Source organism: Salmonella sp. 741265050_HSA, assembly GCF_046569445.1.
Lineage (GTDB): Bacteria > Pseudomonadota > Gammaproteobacteria > Enterobacterales > Enterobacteriaceae > Salmonella > Salmonella enterica.
In genome coordinates this window covers 425,267-446,483 of record NZ_JBKFSV010000001.1, presented here as the reverse complement: position 1 = coordinate 446,483, position 21,217 = coordinate 425,267, and the positions used below count along the sequence as shown (strand labels likewise).

25 protein-coding genes and 2 tRNA genes are annotated in these 21,217 nt (G+C 47.4%); 6 read left to right on the top strand and 21 right to left on the bottom strand.

Annotated elements, in window-relative coordinates; all coding sequences use genetic code 11:
- Positions 1-237 precede the first annotated feature (237 nt).
- Complete coding sequence (purR, locus tag ACLD4F_RS02205; protein WP_000190992.1) at positions 238-1,263, top strand: HTH-type transcriptional repressor PurR; 1,026 nt, start codon at positions 238-240, stop codon at positions 1,261-1,263.
- On the opposite strand, the gene punR is transcribed toward purR, so the two are convergent.
- Positions 1,260-2,192 carry a DNA-binding transcriptional activator PunR gene (gene punR, locus ACLD4F_RS02200; RefSeq protein WP_000269522.1) on the bottom strand — a complete coding sequence of 311 codons (933 nt, stop codon included), beginning with the start codon at positions 2,190-2,192 and terminating at the stop codon, positions 1,260-1,262. The genes purR and punR overlap by 4 nt on opposite strands.
- Positions 2,193-2,304: 112 nt before the next feature.
- Between punR and punC the strand changes: the two genes are divergently transcribed.
- Both punC and cfa read left to right on the top strand, forming a co-directional pair.
- Positions 2,305-3,510, top strand: coding sequence for a purine nucleoside transporter PunC (gene punC / locus ACLD4F_RS02195; protein WP_079944234.1), 1,206 nt, complete (start codon positions 2,305-2,307; stop codon positions 3,508-3,510).
- Positions 3,511-3,799: 289 nt separating this feature from the next.
- Positions 3,800-4,948, top strand: a complete 1,149-nt coding sequence (gene cfa, locus ACLD4F_RS02190; protein WP_000098879.1) for a cyclopropane fatty acyl phospholipid synthase — start codon at positions 3,800-3,802, stop codon at positions 4,946-4,948.
- A gap of 41 nt (positions 4,949-4,989) precedes the next feature.
- On the opposite strand, the gene ACLD4F_RS02185 is transcribed toward cfa, so the two are convergent.
- Positions 4,990-5,631, bottom strand: a complete 642-nt coding sequence (locus ACLD4F_RS02185; RefSeq protein WP_000493971.1) for a riboflavin synthase — start codon at positions 5,629-5,631, stop codon at positions 4,990-4,992.
- A gap of 216 nt (positions 5,632-5,847) precedes the next feature.
- Here ACLD4F_RS02185 and mdtK point away from each other — a divergent pair, with 216 nt between their 5' ends.
- From mdtK to ACLD4F_RS02170, 3 genes are all read left to right on the top strand, one after another.
- Positions 5,848-7,221, top strand: a complete 1,374-nt coding sequence (mdtK, locus tag ACLD4F_RS02180) for a multidrug efflux MATE transporter MdtK (RefSeq protein ID WP_001175081.1) — start codon at positions 5,848-5,850, stop codon at positions 7,219-7,221.
- 151 nt (positions 7,222-7,372) lie between these two features.
- Positions 7,373-7,449: transfer RNA gene (locus tag ACLD4F_RS02175), tRNA-Val, on the top strand.
- Positions 7,450-7,459: 10 nt separating this feature from the next.
- Positions 7,460-7,536: transfer RNA gene (locus ACLD4F_RS02170), tRNA-Val, on the top strand.
- Between the two features lie 158 nt (positions 7,537-7,694).
- Here ACLD4F_RS02170 and ssaU read toward each other — a convergent pair.
- The 19 genes from ssaU to sseF form a co-directional block, all read right to left on the bottom strand.
- Positions 7,695-8,753 (bottom strand): SPI-2 type III secretion system apparatus protein SsaU, encoded by a 1,059-nt coding sequence (gene ssaU / locus ACLD4F_RS02165; RefSeq protein WP_001291707.1) that lies wholly within the window; start codon positions 8,751-8,753, stop codon positions 7,695-7,697.
- Positions 8,750-9,529, bottom strand: a complete 780-nt coding sequence (ssaT, locus tag ACLD4F_RS02160) for an SPI-2 type III secretion system apparatus protein SsaT (protein WP_023206050.1) — start codon at positions 9,527-9,529, stop codon at positions 8,750-8,752. Before ssaT ends, ssaU begins: the two co-directional genes overlap by 4 nt.
- Positions 9,530-9,796 (bottom strand): SPI-2 type III secretion system apparatus protein SsaS, encoded by a 267-nt coding sequence (ssas, locus tag ACLD4F_RS02155; RefSeq protein WP_000999982.1) that lies wholly within the window; start codon positions 9,794-9,796, stop codon positions 9,530-9,532. It abuts the gene before it with no gap.
- Positions 9,793-10,440 carry an SPI-2 type III secretion system export apparatus protein SsaR gene (gene ssaR, locus ACLD4F_RS02150; protein WP_000056367.1) on the bottom strand — a complete coding sequence of 216 codons (648 nt, stop codon included), beginning with the start codon at positions 10,438-10,440 and terminating at the stop codon, positions 9,793-9,795. The genes ssas and ssaR overlap by 4 nt, the downstream gene beginning before the upstream one ends.
- Before the next feature lie 67 nt (positions 10,441-10,507).
- Positions 10,508-11,476: an SPI-2 type III secretion system cytoplasmic ring protein SsaQ gene (gene ssaQ / locus ACLD4F_RS02145; protein ID WP_079972937.1), complete on the bottom strand. Its 969-nt coding sequence runs from the start codon at positions 11,474-11,476 to the stop codon at positions 10,508-10,510.
- The gene (ssaP, locus tag ACLD4F_RS02140; protein WP_079972936.1) at positions 11,457-11,831 is read right to left on the bottom strand and encodes an SPI-2 type III secretion system apparatus protein SsaP; all 375 of its coding nucleotides are present in this window, start codon (positions 11,829-11,831) and stop codon (positions 11,457-11,459) included. Before ssaP ends, ssaQ begins: the two co-directional genes overlap by 20 nt.
- Positions 11,812-12,189: an SPI-2 type III secretion system apparatus protein SsaO gene (gene ssaO / locus ACLD4F_RS02135; protein WP_079972935.1), complete on the bottom strand. Its 378-nt coding sequence runs from the start codon at positions 12,187-12,189 to the stop codon at positions 11,812-11,814. Before ssaO ends, ssaP begins: the two co-directional genes overlap by 20 nt.
- A gap of 2 nt (positions 12,190-12,191) precedes the next feature.
- A complete protein-coding gene (ssaN, locus tag ACLD4F_RS02130) occupies positions 12,192-13,493 on the bottom strand; it encodes a SctN family type III secretion system ATPase SsaN (RefSeq protein ID WP_047606429.1) in 1,302 nt (433 codons plus the stop codon).
- Positions 13,483-15,528: an SPI-2 type III secretion system apparatus protein SsaV gene (gene ssaV, locus ACLD4F_RS02125; protein WP_023182100.1), complete on the bottom strand. Its 2,046-nt coding sequence runs from the start codon at positions 15,526-15,528 to the stop codon at positions 13,483-13,485. Before ssaV ends, ssaN begins: the two co-directional genes overlap by 11 nt.
- On the bottom strand, positions 15,513-15,881 hold the full coding sequence (ssaM, locus tag ACLD4F_RS02120) for an SPI-2 type III secretion system apparatus protein SsaM (protein WP_000383700.1): 369 nt from the start codon (positions 15,879-15,881) through the stop codon (positions 15,513-15,515). The genes ssaV and ssaM overlap by 16 nt, the downstream gene beginning before the upstream one ends.
- A 57-nt stretch (positions 15,882-15,938) precedes the next feature.
- Complete coding sequence (gene ssaL, locus ACLD4F_RS02115) at positions 15,939-16,955, bottom strand: SPI-2 type III secretion system apparatus protein SsaL (protein ID WP_079944241.1); 1,017 nt, start codon at positions 16,953-16,955, stop codon at positions 15,939-15,941.
- Entirely contained in the window at positions 16,921-17,595 is a 675-nt protein-coding gene (gene ssaK, locus ACLD4F_RS02110) for an SPI-2 type III secretion system apparatus protein SsaK (protein WP_000011194.1), read from the bottom strand. The genes ssaL and ssaK overlap by 35 nt, the downstream gene beginning before the upstream one ends.
- Positions 17,592-18,140, bottom strand: coding sequence for a type III secretion system domain-containing protein (locus tag ACLD4F_RS02105; RefSeq protein ID WP_023199466.1), 549 nt, complete (start codon positions 18,138-18,140; stop codon positions 17,592-17,594). Before ACLD4F_RS02105 ends, ssaK begins: the two co-directional genes overlap by 4 nt.
- Before the next feature lie 17 nt (positions 18,141-18,157).
- On the bottom strand, positions 18,158-18,907 hold the full coding sequence (gene ssaJ / locus ACLD4F_RS02100) for an SPI-2 type III secretion system apparatus lipoprotein SsaJ (protein ID WP_000862878.1): 750 nt from the start codon (positions 18,905-18,907) through the stop codon (positions 18,158-18,160).
- On the bottom strand, positions 18,904-19,152 hold the full coding sequence (gene ssaI, locus ACLD4F_RS02095) for a SctI family type III secretion system inner rod subunit SsaI (protein WP_023232141.1): 249 nt from the start codon (positions 19,150-19,152) through the stop codon (positions 18,904-18,906). Before ssaI ends, ssaJ begins: the two co-directional genes overlap by 4 nt.
- An 11-nt stretch (positions 19,153-19,163) precedes the next feature.
- Complete coding sequence (locus ACLD4F_RS02090) at positions 19,164-19,454, bottom strand: EscG/YscG/SsaH family type III secretion system needle protein co-chaperone (RefSeq protein ID WP_000444713.1); 291 nt, start codon at positions 19,452-19,454, stop codon at positions 19,164-19,166.
- Positions 19,432-19,647 (bottom strand): type III secretion system needle filament protein SsaG, encoded by a 216-nt coding sequence (gene ssaG / locus ACLD4F_RS02085; RefSeq protein WP_411010653.1) that lies wholly within the window; start codon positions 19,645-19,647, stop codon positions 19,432-19,434. Before ssaG ends, ACLD4F_RS02090 begins: the two co-directional genes overlap by 23 nt.
- A gap of 93 nt (positions 19,648-19,740) precedes the next feature.
- Positions 19,741-20,430, bottom strand: a complete 690-nt coding sequence (gene sseG, locus ACLD4F_RS02080) for a pathogenicity island 2 effector protein SseG (RefSeq protein ID WP_000805835.1) — start codon at positions 20,428-20,430, stop codon at positions 19,741-19,743.
- Entirely contained in the window at positions 20,427-21,209 is a 783-nt protein-coding gene (gene sseF / locus ACLD4F_RS02075; RefSeq protein ID WP_079981160.1) for a type III secretion systems effector SseF, read from the bottom strand. The genes sseG and sseF overlap by 4 nt, the downstream gene beginning before the upstream one ends.
- Between the last annotated feature and the right edge of the window lie 8 nt (positions 21,210-21,217).

Below are 21,217 nucleotides of genomic sequence, written 5' to 3'. Positions count from 1 at the left end.
CCGCACAAAAATCTCTCATGTTTTATATTGATAACTGTTTTTAACGCTTCCCCTTTTCCTCAAGATCAGACAAAATTCCAGGCTTACTGAATTAGCGTAACGGCCATTGACCCCTTCCTGACGTTCCGTGTCGTTTTTCCGGCGTGCCGCAACCCTGATGTTGCGATTAGGGTGTGTGTAGGCAAACGTTTACCTGGCGTTTCTCAGGAGCTTAGCGAGGGTCTGGAGTGAAATGTAATGGCAACAATTAAAGATGTAGCGAAACGAGCAAACGTTTCCACTACAACTGTATCACACGTAATCAACAAAACGCGTTTTGTCGCTGAAGAAACGCGTAACGCGGTCTGGGCGGCAATTAAAGAGCTGCACTACTCTCCCAGCGCCGTCGCGCGTAGCCTGAAGGTTAACCATACCAAGTCGATAGGCTTACTGGCGACCAGCAGCGAAGCGGCCTATTTTGCCGAAATTATCGAGGCAGTTGAAAAAAACTGTTTCCAGAAAGGCTATACGCTGATTTTAGGCAACGCCTGGAATAACCTGGAAAAACAGCGCGCCTACCTGTCCATGATGGCGCAAAAGCGCGTGGATGGCCTGCTGGTGATGTGTTCTGAGTATCCAGAACCTCTGCTTTCCATGCTGGAAGAGTATCGCCATATTCCGATGGTGGTGATGGACTGGGGTGAAGCGAAGGCCGATTTTACCGACACGGTGATTGATAACGCCTTTGCAGGCGGCTATATGGCGGGTCGTTATCTGGTTGAGCGCGGCCACCGGGATATCGGCGTTATTCCCGGCCCGCTGGAGCGCAACACCGGCGCGGGCCGGCTGGCAGGCTTTATGAAAGCCATGGAGGAGGCGCTGATCAACGTGCCGGACAACTGGATTGTTCAGGGCGACTTCGAGCCGGAATCCGGTTACCACGCGATGCAGCAAATTTTATCGCAGTCACATCGCCCTACCGCCGTTTTCTGCGGCGGCGATATTATGGCGATGGGCGCGCTTTGCGCGGCTGACGAAATGGGGCTTCGCGTACCGCAGGACGTTTCGGTGATCGGTTATGACAATGTGCGTAACGCCCGTTTCTTTACCCCGGCGCTGACGACGATTCACCAGCCCAAAGACTCTTTAGGCGAAACCGCATTTAATATGCTATTGGATCGCATCGTCAATAAGCGTGAAGAGTCACAGTCTATTGAAGTTCATCCACGCCTGGTTGAGCGTCGCTCGGTCGCTGACGGCCCGTTCCGCGACTATCGGCGTTAGTCCCCGCAGTCGGGAGCCTCTTCTGGCTCCCGCAGCCACTCCCGATTCAACGTTTCGCTATCGCCCAAATAGTCCAGCAGCCATGCCAGCGCGGGCGAGGCCTCGTTTTGTTGCCACGTCACGCAACAGGCCGCATCGGGAAACGGATTCTCTAACGTCAGCGCCACCCATTTTCCGCTGTCTATCCACTGTCGGGCAAAATGCGTCGGCACCATTCCCACGCATAGTCCTGCCGACAGGCAGGTTGCCGATGACTCCCAGTCCGGTACGACGACCCTTTTTTGGTTATCCAGCAGCCAGGTTATCCGTTTCGGTAAAGTTCGCGAAGTGTCTTCCCTGACCAGCGACGGCCAGTTGCGCAGGGTATCGTCGCTTAACGGCCCAGGCATTGACGCCAGCGGATGATCGCTTGCCACTACGCAGCTCCAGCTCAGGGTCCCCATATCCCGAAAAGCGTAACGCCCCCCTACCGGAATCGCCTGCGTCGCCCCAATCGCCAGTTCGACACGCCCGTCGGAGAGCGCGTCCCAGACGCCGTTAAACACCTCCTGAAAAACCAGCAGTTCCACATCGTCAAAATGGCGATAGAAATCGACGATCATCTGCCGGGTACGTTCTGGTCTGACGATATTGTCCACCGCAATAGCTAACTGCCCGCGCCAGCCATTAGCAATTTGCTGACACTGTTGGCGAGTGATCTGCATTTTTTTGATAACAGAACGCCCTTCTTTTAAAAACCAGACGCCAGCAGGCGTCAGTTCAACATCACGGTGACGTCGTACAAAAAGCGGTACGGCCAGCCACTCCTCTAACTGACGAACGGTGTAACTGACTGCTGAAGGCACACGGTGCAGTTCCTGCGCCGCCGCGCTAAAACTGCCATTGCGCGCCACGGCGTCAACCACTTCAAGCGAGTATTCCGACCACATAATTTGCCTACAAAAATTTTGAATTCACTGGACAAATATTAACGTTTCACAACCGTAATTTCACTCCCTACACTCTGCGACAATGTCTGTCTGATAAGAAAGAGAAACAAATATGCAACCTGGAAAAGGTTTTTTAGTCTGGTTAGCCGGCCTTAGCGTGCTGGGATTTCTGGCTACGGACATGTACCTGCCCGCGTTTGCCGCCATACAGGCGGATTTACAAACGCCTGCCGCCGCTGTCAGCGCCAGCCTCAGCCTGTTTTTAGCTGGCTTTGCCGTCGCGCAACTCCTCTGGGGACCGCTATCGGATCGTTATGGCCGTAAACCGATTTTACTGCTGGGGTTATCTATCTTTGCACTCGGAAGTCTGGGGATGCTGTGGGTAGAAAGCGCGGCAGCACTGCTGACGCTGCGCTTCGTGCAGGCCGTCGGCGTTTGCGCGGCAACGGTAATCTGGCAAGCGCTGGTGACCGATTATTATCCTTCGCAAAAAATTAACCGTATCTTCGCCACGATCATGCCACTGGTGGGATTATCCCCGGCGCTTGCGCCCTTACTGGGAAGCTGGATACTGACGCATTTCTCATGGCAGGCGATTTTCGCCACCCTGTTCGTGATTACGTTGTTGCTGATGTTGCCAGCGCTGCGCTTAAAACCATCGGTAAAAGCGCGTACCGAGGGACAGGATAAACTCACTTTCGCGACGTTGTTACGCTCTAAAACCTATCGCGGTAATGTGCTGATTTATGCCGCCTGTTCCGCCAGCTTTTTTGCGTGGCTAACAGGGTCGCCGTTTATTCTCAGCGCGATGGGTTACAGCCCGGCAGTGATTGGCCTGAGCTATGTTCCGCAAACCATCGCTTTTCTGATTGGCGGATATGGTTGCCGCGCGGCGCTACAAAAATGGCAGGGCTACCAATTGCTTCCGTGGCTGTTAGGGCTGTACGCGCTGAGCGTTATCGCCACCTGGGGAGCGGGCCTTCTGAATAATGCCTCACTGGTGGAGATCCTGATTCCTTTCTGCGTAATGGCGATTGCTAATGGCGCCATCTACCCTATCGTCGTCGCGCAAGCGTTACGCCCTTTCCCTCAAGCCACGGGGCGCGCTGCGGCGCTACAAAATACGCTGCAACTGGGGTTATGTTTCCTGGCAAGCCTGGTGGTTTCATGGCTCATCAGCACGCCGCTGCTGACCACCACCAGCGTAATGCTCTCTACCGTTGTTCTGGCGGCGTTAGGCTATAAAATGCAGTCTCATGCAGAGTGCGATGAGACTGGGTTTCCTCATGCCAATGTCGCCCACGACAAGTCTCACTAAAAGCTTGTTAACCGCTGGTAATTAGCACGCTAACAATTTTCGGTTGAATCATCAAAAATTGCGGCCTATACTGATTCACGGTTGTTTATATTACGATAATTATTAGGCATTAACGGGAACCGGAGCGTTCCCGATTCACCATGGATGGCCTTTTCGGCAAGGGTTCCTCCCTTCCTCTGTTCTACGTCGGATAACTGGCTCACGGAATTGCCCGTGGGATTTCTCACAAAGCCAAAAAAGCGTCTACGCTGTTTTAAGGTTCTGATCACCGTCCAGTGATGGAGAAGCTATGAGTTCATCGTGTATAGAAGAAGTCAGCGTACCGGATGATAACTGGTACCGAATCGCCAACGAATTGTTAAGTCGCGCGGATATTACAATTAATGGTTCCGCCCCGTCTGACATTCGTGTTAAGAATCCCGATTTTTTTAAACGCGTCCTTCAGGAAGGATCGTTGGGGTTAGGTGAGAGTTACATGGATGGCTGGTGGGAATGCGAGCGTCTGGATATTTTCTTCAGCAAAGTCTTACGTGCCGGTCTTGAAAATCAACTCCCCCACCATGTTAAAGATACGCTCCGCATCCTCGGCGCGCGTCTGATTAATCTACAAAGTAAAAAACGCGCCTGGATTGTCGGCAAGGAACATTACGATCTTGGTAATGACCTTTTTTCCCGTATGCTCGATCCCTATATGCAATATTCTTGCGCCTACTGGAAAGATGCCGATACGCTGGAAGCGGCACAGCAAGCCAAGCTGAAATTAATTTGCGAAAAGCTACAGCTACAACCGGGGATGCGTGTGCTGGATATCGGCTGCGGCTGGGGCGGCCTGTCGCAATATATGGCGACCCATTATGGCGTTAGCGTGGTGGGCGTAACGATCTCCGCTGAACAACAAAAAATGGCGCAGACGCGTTGCGAAGGTCTGGATGTCTCCATTCTCCTCGAAGATTATCGCGACCTTAACGATCAGTTTGACCGAATCGTCTCTGTCGGTATGTTCGAACATGTCGGGCCAAAAAACTACAACACCTATTTTGAGGTCGTTGACAGGAATTTAAAACCGGATGGTCTTTTCCTGCTCCATACTATTGGTTCTAAAAAAACCGATCATAATGTCGATCCGTGGATCAATAAGTATATTTTCCCCAACGGTTGTTTGCCGTCTGTTCGTCAAATCGCCGAGGCCAGCGAATCACACTTTGTAATGGAAGACTGGCATAACTTTGGCGCCGACTATGACACGACTCTGATGGCGTGGCATGAGCGCTTTATCAATGCCTGGCCAGAGATTGCGGGCAATTATAACGAGCGCTTTAAACGTATGTTCAGCTATTATCTCAATGCCTGCGCGGGTGCGTTTCGCGCGCGTGATATCCAGCTTTGGCAGGTGGTATTTACGCGCGGCGTTGAAAACGGTCTGCGCGTTCCTCGCTAATCATCGCCCCCGCATTTCATGCGGGGGAATCTTATTTTCCGTTAGCCAATGTCGGCCTGATTTCTGACCGCATTTTCTCGTGCAGCCAGTACGCGTTCTACGGTATCGACAACCGCCTGCGTTTGCGGATCGATCTCGATATTCACACGCTCACCCAGTTTTTTTCTGCCAAGCGTAGTACGTTCCAGCGTTTCCGGAATGAGATGCACGCAGAAGCGCGTTGGCGTTACCTCGCCGACGGTCAAACTGATGCCGTCGACGCCGATAAAGCCCTTGTACAGGATATACTTCATCAGGGACGCATCCTGCACTTTAAACCACACCTGATGGTTATTTTCGGAGGTCAGGATTTTCGCGATCTCCGCCGTCGTAATAATATGCCCCGACATCAGATGTCCACCGATTTCATCGCTGAATTTGGCGGCGCGCTCTACGTTGACCTCATCACCTACCCTCAACGCGCCCAGATTGGTGATGCGCAACGTTTCTTTCATCAGATCAAAGCTTATCTGGTTGCCGTTTATTTCAGTCACCGTCAAACAGCATCCGTTATGCGCTACCGACGCCCCCGTCTCCAGCCCCTCCAGCATGTAGTCCGGTAACGTCACCACATGGGTGCGAAAGTTGGGTTTTTCATCAATCGATACCAGTTTCGCGGTACCCTGTACGATCCCCGTAAACATATCTTCAACTCCTGAAATAAATAAAAGCAGAACTGTTCAGCACAATAGCAGGTGGAAAAACAGCTTGCCAGCAATGCGCCGTTAACAACTGTTTTTTCGCTGGAGAAATAGTAATACCCCGCTACAATAGACTGAAATTTCCCCTGCTATTTCTTTTGGCTGCCACTACGGCGGCTTTTTAGTCTTTCATATAACAACAAAATAAAAGGTGAATACGTGCAGAAGTATACCAGTGAAGCGCGTCAGTTATTAGCGTTAGCGATACCGGTGATCCTTGCGCAAGTGGCACAGACCGCAATGGGATTCGTCGATACCGTCATGGCGGGAGGCTATAGCGCTACGGACATGGCTGCCGTCGCTATCGGCACCTCTATCTGGCTTCCCGCCATTTTGTTTGGTCACGGCTTACTGCTGGCCTTGACGCCTGTGATTGCGCAACTCAATGGCTCCGGCCGTCGTGAGCGTATCGCGCATCAGGTTCGACAAGGGTTCTGGCTGGCGGGCTTTGTCTCCGTGCTGGTGATGATCGTCCTGTGGAATGCCGGATACATTATCCGCTCTATGCATAATATTGATCCGGCGCTGGCCGATAAAGCCGTGGGTTATCTTCGCGCGCTGCTGTGGGGCGCGCCAGGATACCTTTTCTTTCAGGTAGCGCGAAACCAGTGCGAAGGTCTGGCCAAAACCAAACCGGGTATGGTGATGGGATTTTTGGGCCTGCTGGTAAATATTCCGGTGAACTATATTTTTATCTATGGCCATTTTGGTATGCCGGAACTCGGCGGTATCGGCTGCGGCGTTGCGACCGCGGCGGTCTATTGGGTGATGTTTATCGCCATGCTTTCTTACATTAAACACGCGCGTTCAATGCGTGATATTCGTAATGAAACAGGCTTTGGCAAACCCGATAGCGTCGTCATGAAGCGCCTGATTCAACTAGGGTTGCCGATTGCGCTGGCGCTGTTCTTTGAAGTGACGTTGTTTGCGGTCGTTGCGCTGCTGGTTTCGCCATTAGGTATTGTGGATGTCGCGGGTCATCAGATTGCGCTTAACTTTAGCTCGCTGATGTTCGTGCTGCCGATGTCGCTGGCTGCGGCGGTAACGATTCGAGTGGGTTATCGTCTGGGCCAGGGCTCAACGCTGGATGCGCAAACCGCAGCGCGTACCGGTTTAGGCGTTGGCATTTGTATGGCTGTGGTTACCGCGATCTTTACCGTTACTCTGCGTAAGCATATTGCTTTGCTCTACAATGACAACCCTGAGGTCGTGGCGCTTGCCGCGCAATTAATGCTGCTCGCTGCGGTTTATCAGATTTCCGACTCTATACAGGTTATCGGCAGCGGTATTCTGCGCGGTTATAAAGATACGCGTTCCATCTTTTTTATCACCTTTACCGCCTACTGGGTGTTAGGTTTACCCAGCGGTTATATCCTGGCGTTAACGGATCTGGTGGTTGATCGTATGGGACCGGCGGGCTTCTGGATGGGGTTCATCATCGGCCTGACCTCGGCGGCGGTGTTAATGATGCTACGGATGCGCTATCTACAACGTCAGCCGTCCGCCATCATTTTGCAGCGCGCTGCGCGATAATACGACGATAGCCGTCGCATGGCGGCTATTTTCTCGACATGTTGCATATTTCCACCGCAATCAGGTGATTTCAGGAAGAAAATTGCGATTTCCCTCTTGCCTCATTGCGGTTGTGACGCTAATATTCGTCCCCGTTGTCACCTACAACGTTGCGTTCATAGCTCAGTTGGTTAGAGCACCACCTTGACATGGTGGGGGTCGTTGGTTCGAGTCCAATTGAACGCACCATCATTTTAATGCGTCTGTAGCTCAGTTGGTTAGAGCACCACCTTGACATGGTGGGGGTCGATGGTTCGAGTCCATTCAGACGCACCAATCCATTATCTTGTTTAATTTTAAAATACGCTATCTGGTGCTTGTGCCAGGCTAAAAGCGATTATTTTCAGTCTCTCACCTTTATCGTCAAGCGCTGCTCTATACTGTATTACCCCTCTTAACCTTCGCAGTGGCCTGAAGAAGCATACCAAAAGCATTTATGGTGTTTCGGTAGAATGCGCATAATCTATCTTCATCACCATACGTAACAAGGCTGCAACGGGTTCAAATAACGTTTCAGGAATTTTATCTCCACGTTCCACTTCAAAAAATAATGAGCGGGCCAGCTCAACATTTTCAACAACGGGGATGCAGTTGCGTTCAGCGATGTTAACAATATAGTTAGCTTGAGCATCACTACCTTTTTCCAGAACGCGTGGTATTGGCATATCGGTGGGATGATAGCCAAGACAAACCGCAATATGCGTTGGATTACGCACTACCGCAACAGATTGTTTAACCGATTGAGCTAAACTCCCACTTTGTATTTCACTCTGCATTTCCCGACGCCGTGTCTTCATTTGAGGGTCTCCCTCCAGATCTTTATGCTCCTGTTTTACGTCATCTTTACTCATTTTTAGATCTTTTCTAATCTTATAATATTGAAAAGAATAGTCCAGTATGCCAACGACGATATAAAAAGCCATCACCCCTACCCATAACCATTTTATTAAAGAAGAAACTACAAGCAGGCCACAGGCTAACCCACAGTACGGTAGCGCCCGAAAAGTACTGGCATAATAATAAAAGAAAAAGGCAAAGATAAGAGATAACATGATAACTTTCAGGCTGGATTTACATAATTCCACTACGCTATGTAAAGAGAATATCTGCTTAAAATTACTTACCGGATTTATATGCTCACTTTTAAAACCAATGGCCTTACTGGCAATAACCACCCCCACCTGAAGAAACACGCTACCCACAGTAGCAACTATTACCCCTGCGCCCAGAAACAGCAGTGCAGAAGTCAATGACTCTATCAAAGCATGAGTCAATTGCGTTAATGCATAAGAAAATGGTTTATTTACTAATTGTAATGTGAAAGTTATTGACGCAATCAGTATCAAAATCATCTTTTCAGTAAAGAAATGAAAATACAAATAAAGCGCAATCAGCTGAAATAATGATGTTATTTCAATGCTTTTGACGACCTGCCCTTCCTTACGGCCATCACGTAATTTCTTTTCTGTAGGTTGTTCTGTTTTCTCGCTCATACAGATGGAAACCAGTCTTTTAGATAAATATAAAATTTATCACTTTCAACCAAATAGTGATGAAGAGCATAAGGGAATGAGATCAGGAGCGTGAGTAGAACCAATATACTTTTGAGCGGCATTGAGAAGAAAAACACATTCAATTGCTGTGCCGACCGATTTAAAAGACCTAAAGCCAGATCGGCTAATACCATACATATTATGGCAGGAACAGAGAAGCTGATGCATAATTGATAAAGCGTTCTCCACTCTGCCTGGATATATTTTAAAAATTGCCGGTCAAATAATAAAGTACGCCCTGGCGGTAAATATTGGTATGACTCATACAGAATGTTTAATATAAACTCCATGCCGCCGCTTATAAAGAAAATAACACACAAAAACTGGCTGAAAAGCAAGCCAAAAAGTGAGGTTTCAGCTTCCATTGTAGAATTGAATATCGTACCCATTGTCGCGCCACGTAAAGTATCAAGCAGAAACCCCGCCATATCAACGGCCCAAAAGGGAACCGCCGCACAAAACCCAATTAAAAAACCAATAATCACCTCTCCGGTGACTAACCCTAACCAACTGTAATCTTTACCAATATGCATCATAATCTTCTGCTGGTAAATGATTGGTAATATCGGAAAGGTAAGTGACATAAGCACGCCATTACGTAAAAGTGCGGCCCCTAAACTGCCACTTTTTAATAAGGGAAGTAATAAAGAAAGGCTCAATGGTCGAATAAAAGCCACAGCCAATGCAATAAGCCACTCATTTACCTGTTGTGCCATTCAACCATGCTCTCCAATTCGTAACATTATCTGCCGGGTATAATTCAACAGGATACCGCTAAGCCATGGGTAGCTGACCATTAAAGTTATTGCAATTGCCAATAATTTAATCATAAACTGTAGCGTTTGGTCCTGTATTTGAGTCAAGGCCTGAACAAGGCTTACGATGACACCAACTACCGATGCCACCAACACTACCGGCATAGACGTAAAAAGGACGATCCATAAAAGTTGCGTTACAAATTGCGTCAATTCAGAATCATTCATGAAAAGCTCTGTACCAATTGCGCCAGTGTCAGATCCCAACCGCCTGCCAGTAAAAATATTAGCAGCTTAAACGGTAATGAAATGGTCATCGGCGACACCATCATCATCCCCATAGCCAGCAGTATATTTGAAATAAGCAGGTCAATAGCCAGAAAGGGAAGATAAATAAGTAATCCAATCCGAAATGCCTGCGTTAACTGACTCACCGTAAATGCCGGAATTAATATGAGCAAAGAATCAGGTTTTATCTTTCTTTTTATGTCTTCAGGCCAGGTTCGTTTTATCAAATTCCGAAAATAATTGGCTTCCTTCTCTTCAGAGTTTTTTTGCAAAAACTGTCGATAAGGCGCTAATGCTTTACTGTCCCACTCAGACGTCCAGAAAGGAGCGCCAGCGACCTGAACCGGATGCCAGCGCTCTTTTACAGCTAATAGCGTCGGCCCCATAATGAATAAGGAAAGTACAAGCGCAAGGCCATACAATGCAATGTTTGGGGGAACTTGTTGAATACCCAGAGCATTTCGTAAAATCGAAAATACCACCGCCAGTTTAAGGAAAGAGGTTCCCATGACGATAATGAGAGGCAGTATTGAAAGCAGAAACAATATACCAATCAGTTGCAAAGGCGAATCGGGTAAAGACATACTGTATCTCTCATGACACGACCTGGAACGCTATTATATTGTTCGCATATTATTTTTCTTATCAGGTTTACGCTGTATTTTTGGAAAGATACCAACGTGTAATACGCACCATAAATTCATTGCCACAGGCAATCAACTCACCTTGCCCAATAATACGGTCATTTACTCTTATCGTCACCTCTGGCGCAAAACATCCACCTACAGGCAAAACGTCTCCCGTTTTAAGTTGTCGTAATTGTCCAATTTCCAGACTCGCACGTCCGATCTCAAAGAGCACCTGTTGTGGTATCTGCTCAAGTTCGACTGAAGACGTTCCGTCACTCTTTGACATTGGGCTCCCTGACGCAAGTAGCGTTTCGATATCCTGGACTAATTCGTCAAATTTCATCGTGTTATCCTCTGTCAGCAATACCCTTGCGTAGATTCCCCCTGGTAGTTGAATAGCAAAAAAACCGAGTCTGATGTCGCCAAAGCAATGAATCCGAACGCCCATGCCGATTTCGATAGACTCAAGTTCAATTAATGTAAGCTGGCACCAGCCTGAATATACAGGGACTACAATAGGGGGAGCAGGATAAATCTGTTGACGCTCAGCAGAAAGCTCTCCGACTATATTGCGCAAAAAACCCGTTGGCCATGTAAAAATAATGCTATGGAACTCATGTTCTTCAACTATCCATTTAATATGCAACGCTAGCTGATGTGGTAGATTACTGCAGGATGTTGGCGGTTCGTTCTGACAGAGGGTGGCATCACTGGCTTGCAATAACGGCGCCAGCCCCCATTCAGCTATTCCATATAGCAATTCAGGATCGATAGCCGATCGATTAGCGGTGCCAATTACCCCTTCACACCAGCGCTGCCAGCATTGTTCTGCAATCCACACCCTACCCAGCTCATTATGATAATTTATGGTAAATAATATCCCTTGCTGTACTGGATATTGTTGCATACTCAATGTCAGCTCACCAATGGTAGCGCCTTGCGTTGGAAGCATCTCCACCCACGGACGCTCTTCATTCGCTATTCTTAACATAGAATATCTCCAGGGAAATTATATACCCCATATGCAGCAACTGAGACTCCAGCCACTGCTTTAGCGCTTTCATCGAACGGTAAATTTCATGATGAGGGACATTGATTTTTAGCTGGATTAGCCCCCCTGATTCACATACTTCACACTCTACACCGTCAAGATAACCGCCACTAACACGATAACGTTGCGTGAAAACCACGTTTTTATGCAATGCTGCAGGAGGATTATTCTCACCAATGGGTAATGCCTGGTGCATGAGTTGTTCAAAGTCCATACGTTCCGCCTCCGCCTCGTTATCATCCTGATAAGACTGGCATGGCAACCCAAGACTTCCCTCAACTTTGGTAATACGCATCGCTTAATACCATAGTAATTTTTTCTTTCTTTTTCATAAGCGCATTAAAATTCTTCTGTAATTCGCTTCGCCGGGAGACAAGCTGCTGATACTGATTTTCTAACTGCTGCCGTTGCGTCAAAAAGCTCTGCGCCTGAGTGAATAACCCGGCCATTTGTTGTTTCTTATCCAACAATAAATGACAAGATAACGTACCTTGCCAGCCCATTAATTCTTTCAGTCTGGTAGACACTGCTAAAGCGCGCGTCTGGCAAATCTGCTGTTCAGTAATAATCGCCTGTTGCTGCTGATAAAGTACGGTAAGTTTGCCGCGTAATTGCTTTTCACGCCGCGCGATTATCTCCAGCAAAGTTTCCATGATCACTCGGTGAGTATTTGGTGTAATTTTTCTATGAGTAGCTCGGGTCCGCATACTTCATCCTTACTTTGTCGCAAAAATGTGCAAATATCCGGATAGGTATCAATGGCTTTGTCAGTATCAGTATCAACTCCTCGCTGGTATTCCCCAATGCGTATTAACAGTTCAACCTCCTGGTAAAGCGCCAGGCACCGTCGCAATATCGCCGCCAGTTGACGATGCTCATGGCTGGTAACGACTGGAAAAACGCGGCTGAGCGTTGCCAACACGTCAATGGCAGGATAATGCCCCCTCTCTGCAAGCCGCCGGGATAGCACAATATGTCCGTCAAGCAGTGAACGGACTTCATCCGCCAACGGCTCATTCATATCATCGCCTTCCACCAGTACCGTATAAAATGCGGTAATACTGCCTTTTTCCCCCATTCCTGTACGTTCTAAAAGTCGTGGCAATGCACTAAATACGCCTGGCGGATATTCTCCAGAAACCGCGGTCTCTCCGGCGGCCAGAGCGATTTCCCGTGCGGCCCTGGCATAACGCGTCAGTGAGTCGGCAAGCAAGACGACTCGCTTTCCATTATCGCGAAAAAATTCTGCTATCGTGGTGGCCACAAACAGCGCCCTCACGCGCTCTAAGGCGGGTCTGTCAGAGGTTGCGACAACAATGACACAACGTTTTCGGGTCTCTTCAGACAGTGTAAAATCGATGAATTCGCGGACTTCTCGTCCACGCTCACCAATTAACACCAGAACATTGCTGTCTGCGTCTGGAGCATTACACAGCATCGCCAGAAGCGTGCTTTTCCCCACGCCAGGAGCAGAAAAAATACCCACTCGTTGCCCTTCGCCACAGGTCGCAACACTATCAATAGCGCGAATCCCCGTCATTAATGGTTGAGTGATAGGCTGTCGAACCATTGCGGGAGGAGGCATTGCATCATAGTCTTTCCAGCAGACGTCGGGCAGTTCGCAGCCATCAAGGGGACGACCAAAACCATCAATGACTCGCCCTAATAACGCTTCGCCCACGGGAACCTGATGGCGTCGCCTTAAGGCCATCACTTGCTGCCCGCAGTGAAGCCCGATAGTACTCGTAAAAGGAGATAGCAAAGCTTTGCTGCCATTAATCCCCACGACTTCAGCAAGTTCTTCTCCAGGCTTTATACAGCACAACTCGCCCATAAATACCCCAGGCAACCACGCATTTAACAACGTTGCGCTGACATCCTGAATTCGGCCCCATCGACAATAACCATCGGGGGGCGGATATTTCAGCCTCAGACGTTGCATCAATTCATTCTTCATTGTCCGCCAACTCCTCTTCGCTAAGGTCAATACTTTCTACCACTTGTATAAGGCTCTCCTCTCCTAATTCCTGCCATGACAAAATCGGTACGTCGAACAAGGTGGCTTCTGTAATTTTTCGCAAGAAACGTCGGGTGTCGACAGAAGTGACAATGAATAATTTGGTTGACTGCTTCAGCGCCTGCTCGATAAGTTGCAGGATCTGCGTCTTATGACGAGACGACAGCGCAGTATAGGTCCCCATTGCCGTCTGGCGAATGGATTCACGCACGAGGTTCTCAATACCTTCGCCTATCCGCAAAATCGGCAGCGGTTTTCCTTCCGGATTAAGACGACGCAGAATATGACGGCGAAGCGCGATACGGACATATTCTGTCAACATCAGGACATCTTTTTCACGTGGCGCCCAGTCAATTAAGGTGCCGAAAATAAGACGTAAATCTCTAATAGAAACCCGTTCTGATACAAGCCGTTGCAAAGTTTCAGCGATTTTATTAATGGGTAACTGGCGCTGAAGCTCTTTCACCAGCTCAGAGTAGTTTTTTTCCATCGCATTCATTAGATAACGCGTTTCCTGAACACCAATAAACTCTCCCATATGGCGAAGCAGGACACATTTTAATAAGGCAGAGATACGTTGGCTGCCCGCGAAAACGTCCAGTCCAAAACCTTGCGCCTTATGGGCCATGTCTTTTGTAAGCCAACAGATCTGCCCCATCCCGTTCGGTAACGTCTGGCTGTCACCCACCACACTAGCGTCCGCGCCTATCAATAAATAATCCGCCTGGGCGGGAATAGATAAACTAAATACGGGTTCCTGATATAGCAGTACCGTCAATTTTTCGGTGGGTTCAGGCAAAACCTCAATGTTCACCTCAGGGAGAGGGACGCCAGTATCCTCAAATAAAAACCATCTCATGGCGTCAATATCACGAATCAGGTCGGCAGAATGTAACGTCGGGGTAAGACGTAAGATTAGAGGACATGCGCCGGGAACCATACTATCTTTTTCCGGTGCTTCGACGCCATTTGCGGAAACCACAGACTTTTTGCGGCGAATGAGGATAATTGGCAATGCTAACAACGCTGAAAAGAAAGCGAGAGTGATAAAAGGAAAGCCAGGAATTAAAGCGAGGAGCATTAAAACCACAGCGGTTAATATGAGCGACTGAGGTTGTCTGGCAATTTGAGAACTCAACTCTGTCGCCAGGTTCTGGCGTTTCTCACCCGGAACACGGGTGACAATAATTCCCGCGCTAAGGGAAATCAGCAGCGATGGAATTTGCCCACATAAACCATCTCCGATTGAAAGTACGCTATAAGTGTGAACAGCCTCACTCATCGACATATCATATTGCACGATAGCGATAATGATACCGCCGATAATGTTCACCAGAACAACAATAATACCGGCAATCGTATCGCCTTTAACAAATTTCATCGCACCGTCCATCGCACCGAGAAAGCGGCTTTCCTGCTGGACGTGCTGTCTTAATGTACGGGCATGGTCTGCATCGATAACTCCGGCACGCAAATCGCCATCGATACTCATTTGTTTGCCTGGCATCCCATCAAGCGAGAAACGTGCGCTAACTTCCGCCACCCTCTCGATACCTTTTGTAATGACAATAAACTGCACGATAGTAATGATGGTAAATACGACCAACCCAACGGTGAGATTTCCTCCTACGACAAACTTACCGAAAGCATCCACAATATTACCGGCATTATGTTGTAACAGTACCAGCCGTGATGTGCTGATTGTGAGTGACAAACGATATAATGTAGTAATAAGTAATAAAGACGGAAATACCGATAAATCGAGAGGGTCACTAAGATAAATAGCAATTAAGAGCAGGATCACTGAAAACATAAGGTTGATAGTAATCAGGATATCAACCATCCAGGTCGGTAAAGGTAACAGCATCATCACAATAGCGATTAATAACACCGTCGCCAGAACCATATCCTGCCGACCCGCGCATACACTGAGCCACTGTTGCGCCCTGATTCCCTCACCTAACCATGAACGCATTGCGACTCCAGAAATTTTATTTGTCGATGATGTAATCGTAACCAGAGCTCGGCGGAGCTGGAAAGAGGAGGAGAACAGCTCATTGCAAGCCCATCGCGCAACAAAAATAATCGCTGAGGAATACCCTGGAACGCTGCAGGTTTCCAGTGAGTTAAGGCTTTAAAAAGCAGATCTTCGTCTAAGAAGGTTTGCTTGAGTATCTGACATAAGTGAATACGACCGTTATGATAGTTTAGATAGGTTTCATATTGTCCTTGCCGCCAGAACATATTGGTTGCTAAAGGCCGTTCAGCTAATCCTGCTAATTGAATAAAAAGCTGAATATTACGTTCAGTAATGAGATCCCAATCCATCCTGCCGCCTCATGATGAGCCAGAACGCCAATTTACCTAAATATTGAAAGCCAGGTATCAGAATAAAACCTGATTTACCTTTACTTCACGAAGCGTTTCGAGAATTTGTTCACGTTGATCTTCGTCGTTAAAACAGTTATCGGGTATCAGCATAAACTGCGCATCAAGTTGTTGGAGTAACCGATTGAACATCTTCGATGAAGAAACTATAGCGGTAAGTCTATCAAGCAACCAATCACTGAAAAGCCAACGCTCACAAATGATATCGAGTAGTAGCGGCAGTAATGTATTAGGCGGCAACTGGCAAATCCACTCCTCACGCTGGCACTCTTTTTCAAGGCCAAGGAATAACAACAAACGACGCAAACGTACTAATGCTGCGGCCAAACGACTTTGCTCCGAGGGTTCGATGCATATGCTAAGTTCAAAGGCTATTGCTCTTAGCAAAATACGGACCCGTTCACAGCGATCCGGCCAGTCTGCCACGCGTCTGAACCACTGCGATAAGGGCATTTCATCGTTGTCTATCGCCTGTTGCATAAAACGCTTCAGCGAGGACAGCGTAGCGGTATCCACTTCGCCAAGTTCCAGTAAACTAAAAACGGCAAGTTCCCATCCCTCCTCCGCTGTAAGCGTATCCAGTTGCGATTGCAAATCGCGTTTTTTCTTTTTTGACAACCCGCCGGCAGTAAGCGCCATTGCAAGAGCGATAATTTGATACGCATTCTGTAAATCAGGATCACTATTCTCTTCGATAAGCGGACGCAACGTTGCCCCATTATCCTCCTGTATTTGTTTTATCAAACGCAGCAAAGCCTGCTGTCTGCGCTCCAGTTTCTCAGCATCCGTGAATTTATAACTTTCGCGCAGTTTACCACTCAGCGCCATTCCTATTTCTTCCATCGTCTCATAGAGCGCTGCCCCCGTCGTTTCCTGTAACTCCTGGAGAGCTAACATTGAAGGCGAAATAACCTCTTGTTCCTCTATAACCTGACCAGGGGTAAATGCTGTAGGGGGCGTCATTTTTATCTCATTAATTTTAATATTCATCGCTACCTCTTTTATCTTCACCATTACGTAACCATTTCAGTAACGCGTTGAAATGACGAGAAAGTGAAAATTCAACGGCATATCGTGTTGAGGAAAGTTCAGCCTGATCGGGAGAGAAACCAGGCTCGATAATCAACGTAAACCGCTTGCCAAAAGTTTCACGCATCAATGCCTCTTTTTCAGGATGAATACGCAAATAAAGCGCTCCCTCTTCCGCCATAGCCGTGGCCTGGCGTGCCAGACGATGGCACATAACACTGTCTACCGACTGTTGGTCGAACCAGGCCAACAGAACCTGTTCTATACTATTTTTAATATGATGCGCTGCTTGATCGACCAATGAACGAAATTGATTTTCATCGTCTTGTAAATGTTTTACATGCTGTTCCAGCCATTCCACTTCCATTTTTTCCAGCGTATTTTTACGCAACCACGCTAGTTCTTGTTGCTGCTCAACTTTCTGTTCACGCTGATAACGATAGGCGTCTCGGATGATTTTTTCAGCCTTACGGTAAGCGGAGCTCACAATAGCATGTGAAACGCTCTTAGCTTGTTGTTCTTGTGCAAATAAAGTTAATTGTAATGTTATCCACGGTGACTCAATAATATTTCGAGCGGGTAGCTTATGGTTAATTTCCGTCAGAGGAAGTGAAGTAAAACTCATAGCAAATGCTCCATGAAGATAATCTCGGTAAGAGAAGTCTTCGGCCAAAGTATACGCTGCGGAGGGGGTAATAATACTAATAGCGCATGTAAAACCGCATCGTCATGCGCTTCCCGATTAAGAATGGCGGTACCGATCTGCAATGCAGTTTGTTGCATCACTTGCGGAGGAAGTAATTTGCCATCTTTTTGCCCCAACCAACCATATAGCTGCCAGATCTCATCCTCGCTAAACCACTGTAGAAGCAATTGCCGATACTCTGGTAGCATAAAATAGTCACTACACCTGAGTTTGAATAATCCCAGCCCAAAGGCAAATGCCGATATACGCGGCGCAAGACGAACCTGCCGTTTTTGCCTGTCATTTAAACAGGCTGGAATAACAGAGCTTCCCCTTAGTCTATTTAACGCTCTGTCAAGAAGACGATCCAATTCGGGCCGATCGCCATAACGCCAGCAGTTTGAAAGATGAAAGCCCAGCTTATCCAGCCATTCCGGTACAGCGTAACGAGCAGGTTGCCAGAAATAACGATAAAGTTGCAACACCTCGGGATCAGGTCGGCTCAAAAACGGCGTCTCAGGCAAAAATAGCCGATCAGGATGCCCACTCCTAATAACAGTCCTGTCAACGATAACATCAACTGATAAGGGTATTTCATCAACCACTTCTCCACCTTCCCTTTATTGGCGTTGATCACGTCCATAATCCAGAATGTTTGTCTCGCGGGTACATCAGGTACCATTCTGAATTCAGCAGGCTGCATCAAGATACTAATCTTACTGTATTGCAACCCAGGGATTGACATCTCTATTAAATCTTTAATTTTTACCCGAAAGGCCTCCATATTGACCTGAGGTGAATATTTTATAAATACGGCAACTGAGCTCGGAGAAGCGTTACTTCCCTCATCATAAGTCGGTAGCGCAATGGTCACTTTTGCATTAATCACGCCCTCCATCTGACTCAGCATTCCTTCAATTCTTTGTTCTTTTAAAAAATTAATCTTCTGCTGTTCTTCCTGGGGTGATACCACTAACTGATTAGCCGGAAACATCTTATCCGCCGTTGTAAACTGCCTATGCGGATAACCGTTAAGTCTAAGTAGCTCAACCGCATTAATAAACTGCGACTGCTCGACACGTAAGGTTACACCATCCTCTTCCTGCTTTTTTTCCGCATCAATATGATGCTGCATAAGTAATGCCAGCATTTGATTCGCCTCATCTTCTGGCAATGAGCGATAAAGATCCACATCACATGCCGTAAGAAAGAACGTAAGGACAGTAAGAAATACTATACGATGAACCTTCATGTCATATTATCCAGCTTATTAAGCGCTTGCGATGCTGCGCCTGATATTCTGGCAAGATAATCGACGCCTACCGTTAACTGCATATAATCCATTTGTCTGGTCAACATAACCTGCGGTAATAAAGCACTGGCGTTACTGGTGGATGCATCATCTTTCAGCAATTGTTCAAAAAAATTAATTTGCTCCTGGCTCGGTTCTGCAGAGGACTTTACATAAGATTGAGTGCTTACAGGCACTACGCTCATATCAGAAATATTCAATTTTCAAACCCCTCATTTGGTGCAGGAAATAACAGACGCAGCGCCATAGCCTCTGGCAAATCAATATCCGATAAAATTTTCGCGGCTTTTAGCGGCTCATTTAAACCCGCCAACAGTAATGCCAGACATACCAACTGTAATTTTTTATCCGGAACAATAACCGTTAGCGCTGGTAACATCGCATGTACCTGGGAAATCAGGCTATGGTTAACGCCCGCAAACATGATTTCCAGCAGCAACCGTCGAACATCGTCGCTAATAACTTCAGATTTTAGCAATGATTCCACTAAGCATATCCTTGATCATTTTGATCAGTGAACTTTCGTAATTAATAAATGTAGAATACTGCTGTAAGGCAAATTGCGCTTTAATCATCGATTCTGGGTTTAGCAAATCATTACCATTCATTTTGTCATTAATGGCCTGACCTGCCTGGTGCGCCATTTGGGAGAGCATATCCACTAATTGTGCAATATCCATAATGCTTTTCCTTAAAATAAATACATCGTAAGGATACTGGCAACATAGCAAAATTTTGAAAGCAATGAACATCCGGTATATACCTGAAAACGATTACTCCGGCGCACGTTGTTCTGGCGTCACCTGAGCCAGCAAACGATATAATGGGCTGCTGACCTGCATACCGGTCATTGCCATCCCATCCATACCGAAGCGAGTAAAACTCATTAGTCCATAGGTAATATCATTAAGACGCTCTAATAAATGAGGCTGTAATCCCAAACTACCACTCCAGTATGAATGCGTCATTACCGTCGCGGTTAAGGCTAATCTACCTCCCAGGGAGACGGCTTTAGCAATCGCCATACTTTTGCGTTGATTGGCGAAACAATTAGCAATATAAAAAACGGCATTGCCTATACTGTCGTGAGCCATAGGCAAATGATGTTTATGATGGTAGATAAGACAGGCGACATCCGCGATGGCAATAGCAAGGCCAATCCCTGCCAGGGCTACGAGCGGCGCGCCTCCACCACTTAGCACTGTTAATGCTATTCCAGCGGAACAGCATAAAATCTGTCCGCCCAAAATGACCGTTTGCCAACTAAAAATTTCTTTTGGAAAACACTCTATCACTCGTTTCGCAAGTCCGGCCAATAACCGCTCTTTTCCTTGTTGAGGACCTATTCTACCACTCTCCATATTGGTTTCCGGATGTGGCAATGAGGGACATGGAGGTGATTCCTCAGGCGCGTTAACAGGACGTTGCCCTGCTACCTGAGCATTTGGGCTAACAGGTTTCATGGTTCTCCCCGAGATGTATGACCAGAACTGTCCATTAATGCAGGTGCAGTAGCAGATTGACAGAGCGATGCCATTTGTTCCGCCAATAACGCACTGGGATCGGCATGAAGTTCATCAACAGAATTTTCCTGATCGTCGCCAGAGGGGCGGGCAAGGCAATAATCCAGTACCGCACCTATCGCCGTCAGGCTAACGGAGGTAATTACACTCCCCATGTCCAAAGAGGCTGCTATATTTTCAGCCGTGGGCAGTGGAAACTGTAGGGGTAAAACCAACATAGAAATAGCGATTCCTGAACGTATTAATAAAGAAAGACAATTAGCAAGAGTGTTAGCGCAGTTAAGACTTGCCCCACATTTTAAGGCCAGCGCACTGACCACAAGAGCAACGCTATCACTGGCGGTTTGTAACGGCTCCTTTTGCTGACATATCAATTGATAATTATGATACGCACAGCAAGCATCCCCAATAGCAATCACGAGCGCCGCCCCCGCAAGAATAGCAATGGGTAATCCTGCCCCGCCAGAAATTACCGCTGCAGCAACCGATAACCCAAACACGACTGTCGCACCCAGCGCACGAATAGTGTATTGCATAAAATGTATCGCATAATCCTTCTGCTGCCTTATTTGTTCAGGCGTAAGCAGCACCGGGGCTGCGGGGGTGCCAGGGGCTGGAATTTCAGGGGGAGGAAACGATACCTCCTTCGCTTGTATATCGGAAGGAGGACTATTACCATCGACTATATTACTTGCCGCTGACGGAATATGAATTTTCATATTTCGTT